At 32.6% G+C, this 12,434-nt stretch carries 11 protein-coding genes; 10 read left to right on the plus strand and 1 reads right to left on the minus strand.

All coding sequences use genetic code 11. The features are described from left to right. Positions 1–62 precede the first annotated feature (62 nt). Entirely contained in the window at positions 63–1,142 is a 1,080-nt protein-coding gene (locus HMPREF2576_RS07400) for a glycosyltransferase family 4 protein (RefSeq protein ID WP_001829686.1), read from the plus strand. A gap of 60 nt (positions 1,143–1,202) precedes the next feature. On the opposite strand, the gene HMPREF2576_RS07405 is transcribed toward HMPREF2576_RS07400, so the two are convergent. Then, on the minus strand, positions 1,203–1,844 hold the full coding sequence (locus tag HMPREF2576_RS07405) for a YigZ family protein (protein ID WP_001829639.1): 642 nt from the start codon (positions 1,842–1,844) through the stop codon (positions 1,203–1,205). Between the two features lie 144 nt (positions 1,845–1,988). Here HMPREF2576_RS07405 and fakB1 point away from each other — a divergent pair, with 144 nt between their 5' ends. The 9 genes from fakB1 to HMPREF2576_RS07450 all read left to right on the plus strand — a co-directional run bounded on the left by fakB1 (position 1,989) and on the right by HMPREF2576_RS07450 (position 12,399). Continuing rightward, entirely contained in the window at positions 1,989–2,855 is an 867-nt protein-coding gene (gene fakB1, locus HMPREF2576_RS07410) for a fatty acid kinase binding subunit FakB1 (protein ID WP_001829661.1), read from the plus strand. Between the two features lie 134 nt (positions 2,856–2,989). After that, complete coding sequence (locus tag HMPREF2576_RS07415) at positions 2,990–4,261, plus strand: DEAD/DEAH box helicase family protein (protein WP_153647370.1); 1,272 nt, start codon at positions 2,990–2,992, stop codon at positions 4,259–4,261. Then, on the plus strand, positions 4,254–4,928 hold the full coding sequence (locus HMPREF2576_RS07420; protein ID WP_002485567.1) for a ComF family protein: 675 nt from the start codon (positions 4,254–4,256) through the stop codon (positions 4,926–4,928). The genes HMPREF2576_RS07415 and HMPREF2576_RS07420 overlap by 8 nt, the downstream gene beginning before the upstream one ends. 60 nt (positions 4,929–4,988) lie before the next feature. Then, complete coding sequence (gene hpf, locus HMPREF2576_RS07425) at positions 4,989–5,558, plus strand: ribosome hibernation-promoting factor, HPF/YfiA family (RefSeq protein WP_001829676.1); 570 nt, start codon at positions 4,989–4,991, stop codon at positions 5,556–5,558. A gap of 665 nt (positions 5,559–6,223) precedes the next feature. Next, a complete protein-coding gene (gene secA / locus HMPREF2576_RS07430) occupies positions 6,224–8,758 on the plus strand; it encodes a preprotein translocase subunit SecA (protein WP_002501750.1) in 2,535 nt (844 codons plus the stop codon). A 195-nt stretch (positions 8,759–8,953) separates the two neighbouring features. After that, positions 8,954–10,070 (plus strand): peptide chain release factor 2 gene (prfB, locus tag HMPREF2576_RS07435; RefSeq protein ID WP_010959142.1). Its coding sequence is split into 2 segments (ribosomal slippage): positions 8,954–9,025 and positions 9,027–10,070, totalling 1,116 coding nucleotides; the frame shifts between segments, so codons are not numbered across the junction. A 339-nt stretch (positions 10,071–10,409) separates the two neighbouring features. After that, entirely contained in the window at positions 10,410–11,210 is an 801-nt protein-coding gene (locus HMPREF2576_RS07440; protein WP_002501749.1) for a COG3942 and LysM peptidoglycan-binding domain-containing protein, read from the plus strand. Between the two features lie 308 nt (positions 11,211–11,518). Then, positions 11,519–12,160 (plus strand): YfbR-like 5'-deoxynucleotidase, encoded by a 642-nt coding sequence (locus tag HMPREF2576_RS07445; protein WP_002468687.1) that lies wholly within the window; start codon positions 11,519–11,521, stop codon positions 12,158–12,160. Between the two features lie 5 nt (positions 12,161–12,165). Then, positions 12,166–12,399, plus strand: coding sequence for a CsbA family protein (locus tag HMPREF2576_RS07450; RefSeq protein WP_001832593.1), 234 nt, complete (start codon positions 12,166–12,168; stop codon positions 12,397–12,399). Positions 12,400–12,434 lie beyond the last annotated feature (35 nt).

A 12,434-nucleotide genomic window follows, 5' to 3' on the forward strand; every position in this document is an offset into this window, starting at 1 on the left:
AAAACGATAGATAACAAATTTTACATAGCGTGAGGTACAACTTATTCAATGAAGGTGAACTGATGTATACACTATTACTTATAGCTTTTACTATGATAGTCAGTTTAATAATTACACCCATTATTATTGTAATATCAAAAAAATTAGATTTAGTAGATCGTCCTAATTTCAGAAAAGTACATACGAAACCTATCTCAGTGATGGGAGGAACGGTCATTTTATTTTCTTTCTTAATAGGGATTTGGCTCGGACACCCTATTGAACGTGAGGTTAAACCGCTTATATTAGGTGCAATTACAATGTATATGGTTGGATTGATTGATGATATTTACGATCTAAGACCTTATTTAAAGTTAGCAGGTCAAATTGTTGCAGCTTTAATTGTTACGTTTTATGGAATTACAATAGACTTTATTTCATTGCCAATTGGTCCAACGATTCATTTTGGCATATTCAGCATTCCTATTACAGTAATATGGATTGTAGCAATTACCAATGCTATTAATCTTATCGACGGACTTGATGGACTTGCCTCAGGCGTCTCAGCATTGGCATTAATGACTATTGGATTCATCGCTATTTTACAAGCGAACATATTTATTATCATGATTTGCTGTGTACTTTTAGGGTCTTTACTTGGTTTCTTATTCTATAACTTTCACCCAGCGAAAATTTTCCTAGGTGATAGTGGTGCATTAATGATAGGATTTATTATCGGTTTCTTATCCTTACTCGGCTTTAAGAATATCACATTTATTGCATTATTCTTTCCTATAGTTATATTAGCGGTGCCATTTATTGATACATTATTTGCAATGATTCGTCGAATGAAAAAAGGGCAACATATAATGCAAGCGGACAAGTCACATTTACATCATAAATTACTTGCTTTAGGATATACGCATAGACAAACCGTTTTACTTATTTATTCAATAGCGATTATGTTTAGTTTATCTAGTGTTATCCTCTATTTATCCCAACCGTTGGGTGCACTTATGATGTTCATTCTCATTGTCTTTACGATTGAGTTGATCGTTGAATTTACTGGATTAATAGATGATAATTATCGACCAATATTAAATTTAATTACAAAAAAAGGAAATGGTAAGCAACATCATTATGATGAGCATCACCGTTCATAATAAAAAAACACTATGTAGGTCATAAGCACGCGTTGCTTTAACTTGCATAGTGTTTTTTTTTTAATTGGTTTCAATATCAAAAGGTAATAGTTTAAGGTCTTCTTGTTTCAAATCATAATTTCCAGAAGTAATTCGATTTAAAAAGTCTATAAAAGCATCATATTCATTTTTTACTACGTCAATTTGATAACTTACTTTATCGGTATAAAATTGTTCTCTTAATAAGAATGTAGTAGAGGCAAGTTCATATTCAAATTTACCTGTCTGATCATAATCTAACGTAACGGTTACTGGAATAGCTTCTCTTAGTTCGACTCTACCTATATCATATATCACATCACGCACGGCGCCGCTATATGCTCTAATAAGACCGCCTGCACCTAACTTGATACCACCGAAGTAGCGTGTCACGACGACACAAACATTGTGTATCTCTTGTTTTTTCAGTATTTCAAGCATTGGGATGCCAGCTGTTCCACTTGGTTCGCCATCGTCGTTTGCCTTTTGAATATTCATCTCTGGTCCGACAGTATAGGCTGAACAATTATGAGTTGCATCTTTATGTTTTGTTTTAATTTCATCTATAAAAGCTTTTGCTTCATTTTCAGTCGAAACAGGCTTAATATATGCTATAAAGCGTGATTTACTTATCACATTTTCAATTGAATGTGCTTGTTTAATAGTAATTATGGATTTATCCATCTTATTTTTGCCACCTACAATTCAGTTTTCTAACATTATTATACACGTAACAAGATAGGTTCTAAATTATTACGATGATATTTTCTTTTTTAAAAAATTATTGTATCATAACTATGAGTATAATTGAGGAGGATAAGTATTAAGATGAAGATTGCAGTTATGACCGATTCTACAAGTTATTTACCACAACATATAATAGAACAATATAACATACCAGTCGCTTCACTAAGTGTAACTTTCGATGATGGAGTGAATTTCACTGAGAGTGATGATTTTTCTGTAGATGATTTTTATAAAAAAATGGCTTCATCTAAAACTATACCAACAACAAGCCAACCTGCTATTGGCGATTGGATTGAAAATTTTGAGAGATTAAGAGAACAAGGATACACTGATGTCATCGTGATTAACTTATCAAGTGGTATAAGCGGAAGCTATCCTTCAGCAACACAAGCTGGTGAAATGGTTGAAGATATTCAAGTACATACGTTTGATAGCCGTCTTGCTGCGATGATTGAAGGTAGCTTTGCAATTTACGCTGCTCAATTGGTACAAAAGGGATATAAACCTGATGATATTATTAATGAACTAACTGAAATAAGACAACATATTGGTGCATACTTAATTGTTGATGATTTAAAAAATTTACAAAAAAGTGGTCGTATCACTGGAGCTCAAGCTTGGGTAGGTACATTATTGAAAATGAAACCTGTCTTGCGTTTTGAAGAAGATGGTAAAATACATCCACACGAAAAAGTACGTACTAAAAAACGTGCGCTAAAATCTTTAGAAACAAACATTTTTAAAGAAATAGAAGGCATGGAAGATGTGACAGTATTTGTAATAAACGGTGATAAAACTGAAGATGGAAAGTCATTTCTTCAGCAATTAAAGGAAGATCATCCTAATGTTCATATTCAGTATTGTGAATTTGGACCAGTGATAGCATCACATTTAGGATCAGGCGGTTTAGGATTGGGTTACTTCCCAAGAAGAATCGACATTAATTAATATATAATCAAAAGTCTGAAAGCTTGATAGGAAAGAACACAGTGGTAATATCATTAGATATCACTTGTGTTCGCTTATTTGAGTATTTCAGACTTTTTTGAAAGTAGTGAAGTAAAATTAAATATTACGGTAGACTGATTTCTCCAACGCATCAACTTGAAGATGAATCAGTATCTCAAGTTTCAAAAGGTGTTATAAAAGACAGTGAGCGTTGGTATTGTATTCAATGTGGAAACACTTCCTTGCAATATTTTGTGACTTACAATTCAACGATATTGGATAAAACAATCACATACTGTAGACGATGCATTCAATTAGGCAGAATGGATAGTATTACAGATATATGTCTCGTAAAAAGTTTTCAAAAAGCAACAAAAGCGAATTATCAGTTACCCTTTGAATTATCAAAGCAACAGCAATACGCTTCAGAAACTATCGTTCAAGCTATAAAAAATAATAATGACCTCTTGTTATATGCCGTCACAGGAGCAGGGAAAACTGAAATGATGTTTGAGGGAATTAGGATAGCTCGTCAGATGGGACATAATATTGCTATTGTATCACCTCGTGTAGACGTTATTATTGAGATAAGTCATCGAATAAAAGATGCTTTTATCGATGAACATATAGATGTGCTACATCAATCTAGTAGACAGCAATATAATGGTCATTTTGTTATTGCTACTATCCATCAATTATTGAGGTTTAAACAGCATTTTGATACTGTATTTGTCGATGAGGTAGATGCTTTTCCGTTGTCTATGGATCCACAATTATCAAATGCAATACAACTTGCTTCAAAATCGAATCATTCACATATTTTCATGACGGCCACACCACCGCGTCATTTTTTAAAACAATTCCCCCCAGAAAAAATAATTAAGTTACCAGCCCGTTTTCACCGATCCCCCCTTCCTATTCCTAAGTTCAAATATTTCAAATTAAAATCAACACGAAAACAAAATTTATTACTTAATATATTTAGATATCAAATTAACCAACAACGTTTTACTTTGGTCTTTATTAATAATATAGAAATTATGAATAAAATGTATCAACAGTATAAAATGGACATCCCTGATTTGATTTGCGTTCACAGTGAAGATGATTTACGATTTGAAAAAATTGAAGCTTTAAGACGAGGACAACACAAAATTGTATTCACTACAACTATTTTAGAAAGAGGATTTACAATGACACACTTAGATGTCGTTGTAGTTGATGCTGGAAGTTTTCAACAAGAGGCTTTAATTCAAATTGCTGGTCGCGTAGGACGTAAACAGCAGTCTCCAAGTGGCTTAGTTTTATTTCTTCATGAAGGTGTTACATTATCGATGATTTTAGCTAAAAGAAACATTATTTCAATGAATCGTTTAGCAATTAAAAGGGGATGGATTGATGCATAAATGTATCCAGTGCAATCAACCTATTCATGAGACCATTCATATTTATAACTTATTTAAACCACCTCAGATATTTTGTGAACGATGTGAAACATTATGGCTTAACTCCAAAATTCATAAAGATGGTAGGTGTCCTAAGTGCCTTAACAACAAAATTTCTACTGATGGCGAATGTCATGACTGTCAATTCTTAAGTAAAACATTTTATTTAATGGAACAATTGTTTTGTGATTATAGTTATGATGGTATGATGAAAGAAATCATACACCAGTATAAGATTAAGCGAGACTTCTATTTGGCAGAAGTATTGGCGAGAAAATTAGTTTTACCTCAAACGCAATATGATTATATAGTTCCCATTCCTTCTCCAATTGAACGCGACATTGAACGTACATTTAATCCTGTGACCACTGTCTTAGATAAAATGGGCATCTCATATCAAGATGTATTAGGTACACATATACGTCCTAAGCAGTCAAAGTTAGGAAAGATTGAACGTTCAAAAGCCCCTAATCCATTTTATATAAAAGATGAAGAGATAAATATCGAAGGGAAAGTAATACTACTCATAGATGATATTTATACAACAGGGTTAACTATTCATCACGCAGGGTGTAAATTGTACGATAAAAAAGTCAGAAAATTCAAAGTGTTTGCGTTTGCACGATAACATAAACATGGTAAAATATAGGTAAGAAGTATCAATATAGAGGTTTAAGGAGAGATTACTATGATTAGATTTGAAATTCATGGAGATAACCTCACTATCACAGATGCAATTCGCAACTATATTGAGGAGAAAGTAGGTAAATTAGAAAGATACTTTAACAATGTGCCAAATGCTGTAGCACATGTTAGAGTTAAAACTTATTCTAATTCTACAACTAAAATTGAAGTTACAATTCCTTTAAAAGATGTCACTCTTAGAGCTGAAGAAAGACATGATGATTTATATGCAGGCATTGATTTAATTACTAACAAATTGGAAAGACAAGTACGTAAATACAAAACTCGTGTAAATCGTAAACATAGAGATCGTGGAGATCAAGATATCTTTGTTGCTGAAGTACAAGAGTCTACAACAAACAATCATGCAGATGATATAGAAAGTGAAAATGATATTGAAATTATTCGTTCTAAACAATTCAGCTTAAAACCAATGGATTCTGAAGAAGCAGTATTGCAAATGAATTTATTGGGACATGATTTCTTTATTTTTACCGATAGAGAAACTGATGGCACAAGCATTGTTTATAGACGAAAAGATGGCAAATACGGTCTGATTGAAACAACTGAATAAATTGACTTGTATATTATAGACTATAATATTGCCGAAGTTGAATTAAGAATTCTTATCAGTTTATTGAATAAGGTAATAATGATTAATAGAATCAGGGTTACTAATACACATATGTATTCTTAGTTTGCTTGACTACAAAATAGAACTTAATAAACATAGGCTGGGGCATTGTTTTGATATGTTCACTTCAAAGTAGATATGACATTAATCAAGCTTTGGAGTTCGTATTCTTAATAAGTGTCTCAGCTTATTTTGTTTGCTTAAATTTTGAATTAACCAATTAAATGAGTATTTAATAGACAGTATGCTTACAAATATGCTAGTGTGATTTGACGATTTATATTTAAACTTTGATTTTAAATTTCTATATTAGTTAAAGGTATCGCGTTGCGTTATTTTTTAAAAACGTGTTTGATTGCGAGAAAAAAATGATTGCAACGTGTTAAAATAAAATTATTGTTAATTGAAATGTTTATATACATTTTATAATATAAATGATTGTCTATAGAAAAAGGCTGTTGCCAGTCGAATCAAAGTGAAGTGTTGTGAAAAATTGAGTTAACACGCATTACTTCATGAGTATATAAGTATAAATTTAGCGATATAAATGATAAGATAAATTGTTGTAAGCCAAACAGTTTTTAGTTAAAGGAGCGACGCGTGCAATGGGATTTTTATCGAAAATTGTTGACGGCAATAAAAAAGAAATTAAAAGATTAGGTAAGTTAGCAGATAAAGTACTTGCTTTAGAGGAAGATACTGCGATATTAACCGATGAAGAAATACGTGAAAAAACAAAATCTTTTCAAAAAGAGTTAGCAGAAATTGAAGATGTAAAAAAACAAAATGATTATTTAGATAAAATTTTACCTGAAGCTTATGCACTTGTACGTGAGGGGTCAAAGAGAGTATTTAATATGATTCCTTATAAAGTACAAGTAATGGGTGGTATTGCTATACATAAAGGTGATATTGCAGAAATGAGAACAGGTGAAGGGAAAACATTGACTGCAACCATGCCGACGTATTTGAATGCTTTAGCTGGTAGAGGTGTACATGTTATTACAGTCAATGAATATCTATCAAGTTCACAAAGTGAAGAAATGGCTGAACTATATAACTATCTTGGCTTAACTGTAGGTTTGAACTTAAATAGTAAGTCAACTGAAGAAAAACGTGAGGCTTACGCACAAGATATCACTTATAGTACGAATAATGAACTTGGGTTTGATTATCTTAGAGATAATATGGTGAACTATGCTGAAGAGAGAGTAATGCGTCCTCTACATTTTGCAATTATTGATGAGGTCGATTCCATATTGATCGACGAAGCAAGAACACCTTTAATTATTTCTGGTGAAGCGGAAAAATCTACTTCTTTATATACTCAAGCAAATGTTTTTGCAAAAATGCTTAAAGCGGAAGATGATTATAATTATGATGAAAAAACCAAAGCTGTACATCTTACAGAACAAGGTGCAGATAAAGCTGAACGTATGTTCAAAGTAGATAATCTTTATGATGTTCAAAATGTGGAAGTGATTAGTCATATTAATACAGCTTTAAGAGCTCATGTTACTTTGCAACGCGATGTTGATTACATGGTCGTTGACGGTGAAGTATTAATTGTTGACCAATTTACTGGACGTACAATGCCTGGACGTCGTTTTTCTGAAGGTTTACACCAAGCAATTGAGGCTAAAGAAGGTGTAGCAATTCAAAATGAGTCTAAAACGATGGCATCCATTACTTTCCAAAACTATTTCAGAATGTATAATAAGTTAGCGGGGATGACTGGTACAGCGAAAACCGAAGAGGAAGAATTTCGTAATATCTATAATATGACAGTTACCCAAATTCCAACAAACAAACCTGTTCAACGTAAAGATAATTCAGACTTAATTTATATTAGTCAAAAAGGAAAGTTTGATGCGGTAGTTGAAGATGTTGTAGAAAAACATAAAAAAGGACAACCCGTCTTACTAGGTACTGTTGCTGTTGAGACTTCTGAATATATTTCAAATTTACTAAAAAAACGTGGTGTCAGACATGACGTATTAAACGCTAAAAATCATGAACGCGAAGCTGAAATCGTTTCAAACGCGGGGCAAAAAGGTGCAGTTACAATTGCCACAAATATGGCTGGACGTGGAACAGATATTAAACTTGGTGATGGTGTTGAAGAGTTAGGTGGACTTGCTGTTATTGGTACTGAGCGTCATGAATCAAGACGTATTGATGATCAATTACGTGGACGTTCAGGACGCCAAGGTGATAGAGGAGATAGTCGTTTTTACCTATCTTTACAAGATGAATTAATGGTACGTTTTGGTTCAGAACGCTTACAGAAAATGATGAACCGTTTAGGAATGGATGATTCAACGCCAATCGAGTCGAAAATGGTATCTCGAGCTGTAGAATCAGCTCAAAAACGAGTAGAAGGTAATAACTTTGACGCGCGTAAACGTATTCTAGAATACGATGAAGTTTTACGTAAGCAACGTGAAATTATTTATAATGAGCGTAATGAAATCATTGATAGTGAAGAAAGTTCTCAAGTCGTTAACGCGATGTTACGTTCTACATTGCAACGTGCGATTAATCATTTTATTAATGAAGAAGACGATAATACTGACTACACGCCATTTATCAATTACGTTAATGATGTGTTCTTGCAAGAAGGAGATCTTCAAGATACAGAAATTAAAGGTAAAGATTCAGAAGATATTTTTGAAATTGTATGGTCTAAAATTGAAAAAGCATATGCACAGCAACAAGAAACATTAGGAGACCAAATGAGTGAATTTGAGCGGATGATTTTATTACGTTCAATTGATACACATTGGACTGATCATATTGATACGATGGATCAATTGCGTCAAGGTATTCATTTACGTTCATATGCACAACAAAATCCACTTCGTGATTATCAAAATGAAGGTCATGAATTATTTGATATCATGATGCAAAATATCGAGGAAGATACATGTAAGTATATCTTGAAATCAGTGGTTCAGTTTGAAGATGATGTAGAACGTGAAAAATCTAAAAGCTTTGGTGAAGCAAAACATGTAACTGCTGAAGATGGCAAAGAAAAAGCAAAGCCCCAACCGATTGTAAAAGGTGATCAGGTAGGTAGAAATGATCCATGCCCATGTGGTAGTGGTAAAAAATATAAAAATTGTCATGGGAAAGCGTAATCAATAAAATAGTTTAAATATAAAGGCTGAGGCATATCAAATTATGAATGACTCAGCCTTTATTTACATCGCTTGTAAGTTAAATGCTTAGTAATATGATATAGCGATGGAATGGCCGTTTATTTTTAAAAAATAGGCATATACTGTATGATATAAATATTATGACATAGAATGATTAAATAGGAGAGAAGATGAATGGAACTATCTGAGATTAAAAGAAATTTAGAAGAATATCAAAATCACTTAAATCAAATTAGGGGGTCTCTTTGACTTAGAAAATAAAGAGACGAACATACAAGAGTATGAAGAAATGATGACTGATCCTGATTTTTGGAATGATCAAACTAAAGCACAAGATATCATTGATAAGAACAATGCACTAAAATCTATAGTAAATGGGTATTATCAACTGACAAATGCTGTCGATGATATGAGTGCGACGAGAGAGTTATTACAAGAAGAATATGATGAGGATATGAAGATAGAATTAGAAGAGGAAGTTCAGCAATTTGAAGAACAAATTGATCAATATGAGTTACAATTACTCCTCGACGGACCACATGATGCAAATAATGCTATATTAGAGCTTCATCCCGGTGCTGGCGGTACAGAATCACAAGATTGGGTAAGTATGCTTCTTAGGATGTATCAACGTTACTGTGAACAAAATGGCTTTAAAGTTGAAACGGTTGATTATCTTCCAGGAGATGAAGCAGGCGTTAAAAGTGTCACATTACTTATTAAAGGACATAATGCTTATGGTTATTTAAAGGCAGAAAAAGGTGTTCATCGTTTAGTTAGAATTTCACCTTTCGATTCATCTGGTAGACGCCATACTTCTTTTGCATCATGTGATGTTATTCCTGATTTTAATAATGATGAAATTGAAATCGAGATTAACCCAGATGATATCACAGTGGATACTTTTAGAGCTTCAGGCGCTGGTGGACAACATATTAACAAAACTGAGTCTGCAATTAGAATTACACATCACCCTACAGGTATTGTAGTCAACAACCAAAATGAACGATCTCAAATAAAAAATAGAGAAGCTGCAATGAAAATGTTGAAGTCCAAACTTTATCAATTAAAGTTAGAAGAGCAAGAGCAAGAAATGGCTGAAATTCGAGGCGAACAAAAAGACATTGGATGGGGAAGTCAGATTCGTTCTTACGTCTTTCATCCATATTCAATGATTAAAGATCATCGTACGAATGAAGAAACTGGTAAAGTAGACGCTGTTATGGATGGAGAAATAGGCCCATTCATAGAAGCTTATTTAAGAAAAGAAATGGATAGTCGAGACGTATAATTGATATACGCATAATCATTATTTGATTTATCAATGATTATGCGTATTTTTCATTAAGCAGACAGAATAGGGAGTTAATTTTTAAAGTTATATTTACTTTATATGTAGTCTGCATTTTCTAATGTTACCGTAGTAAATTCAATCTTATACGAGAATGACTTTAATTTGACCTGTACATCATAAGGTTAGGAACTAGTGGAGTAGATAATCACCTCTAGATGTAAAAATACACTTGTTAACTATTATATTACATCAATATAACAATACCCTTAGCTTCATTTGATTGTGCTATATTAAATTTGTGAATTAATAATCAACTAGCAAAGGAATGACAACTAGATGAAAAAAACGCTAACTGTAACGTTAAGTTCGATTGCAGCTTTTATTACAATCAACACTGCAGCTAACGCACAAGAATCTGAGACGTCGCAACTAGACACATATGCAACGGGTGATGTAATTACAAATCAATCAAACTTAGGTATTTACATTGTAAAACCTGGAGATAGTTTATATAAAATTGCTTTAGAACATAATCTTTCTTTAGAAGAGCTTTATGCATTAAATCCTGGTGTAGAACCTCTTATTTTTCCGGGAGATGAAATTGTAGTATCTGAAACTGCATTTGAACAATTTAATAACACAAACACATTCGTAAATTATGAAACTAACTACATTCCAGTAGGATATAATAATGTATCAACTGATACATCCAACACTACTTATGATAATTATGATAGTGAATCAACTGATACATACTCTGTGTCAAACGCCTATGATGGTCTAAGAAGTGTATCTAACTCAGGTAATTTATACACTACTGGTCAATGTACTTATTATGCATTCGATCGTCGAGCTGAGCTAGGGAAACCAATTGGAAGTCTATGGGGCAACGCTAGTAACTGGGCATATTCAGCTAATCAGGCTGGCTTTAATGTAGATCACACACCTGAGGTTGGTGCTGTATTCCAAAGTGGTCCGGGTCAAAATGGGGCTGGTGCTTATGGACATGTTGGCGTTGTTGAATCAATCAATTCTAATGGTTCTGTAACTGTTTCGGAAATGAACTGGAATGGTGGCGTTAACGTAAAATCTTACAGAACTATTAGCAACCCTAATTCATATAATTACATTCACTAAATGGCTATTTATATTCAAAGTGTGAATGAACTGCGCGTATAATTGTCTCTTATGTTATATAAACGTTCTAGACAATTAAATTGAAAATCATGTTGGTTGAACAACACCTCCATATATATCAACATGTTTTACCCATAAATTACGTATTAGAGTAGAATAGTGAGTTCAAAATGAATTCATTATTCTACTTTTTCTTTTGTAATAAAATAGAAATGATTTACATGATAATTTACTTTCAATAATAATATTGATTGATATAATAACAATAAGAATATAGACTAATTTTAATATTAAGGAGGTGTCTTATTATGGGAATGCATCAATATTTTAAAAGACTATCAGATTTAGAAAAATTAATAAGATTACCAGGTAAATTTAAATATTTTGAACACAATGTCGCAGCTCATTCTTTTAAAGTAACTAAAATTGCGCAATATATGGCTACTGTCGAAGAATATCATGGAAATAAAATCGATTGGAAGAGTCTTTATGAAAAGTCACTCAACCACGACTTTGCTGAAGTGTTTACAGGTGATATCAAAACACCGGTAAAATACGCAAGTAAGGAATTAAAACATTTATTCTCCCAAGTTGAAGAAGAAATGGTCGATACGTTTATCAAAGAGGAGATACCAACACAATATCAGCACGTGTATCGTGAACGTTTACAAGAAGGTAAAGATGATTCTCTAGAAGGTCAAATTCTATCTGTTGCTGATAAAATTGATTTATTGTATGAAACATTTGGAGAAATACAAAAACGTAATCCTGAGCCACTATTTTTTGAAATATATGAAATGAGTTTAGAAACTATTATACAATTTGATCACTTAGAATCTGTAAAAAATTTTATTGAAAATGTTATACCTGAAATGCTCACAGAAAACTTTATTCCTCGAACTGAATTACGTGAAACAACAATGTCAATTCTAAACAGAAGAAATGGGTGACGATAATGATTTGGTATGTTTGTGCGGCCTTCTTTCCTTGTATATTAGTTGTGCTGTTTAGTGTGGTGACTAGAAGTAAATGGATTGGTACATTAGTCACACTGGTAATAATAGGGGCATCAGTTTATAAAGGATTCTTTCACAACGAATGGATTATTTTTATAGATGTGACAAGTTTATTAGCTGGTTATTTAATAATTGATCAACTTGAATTTCATAAGAACCAAAATGATTCTTAAGAATGCGTTTGTTCAAACAAAAATTTTGAAGTATT

This window comes from Staphylococcus sp. HMSC063F05, from assembly GCF_001837075.1.
Lineage (GTDB): Bacteria > Bacillota > Bacilli > Staphylococcales > Staphylococcaceae > Staphylococcus > Staphylococcus epidermidis.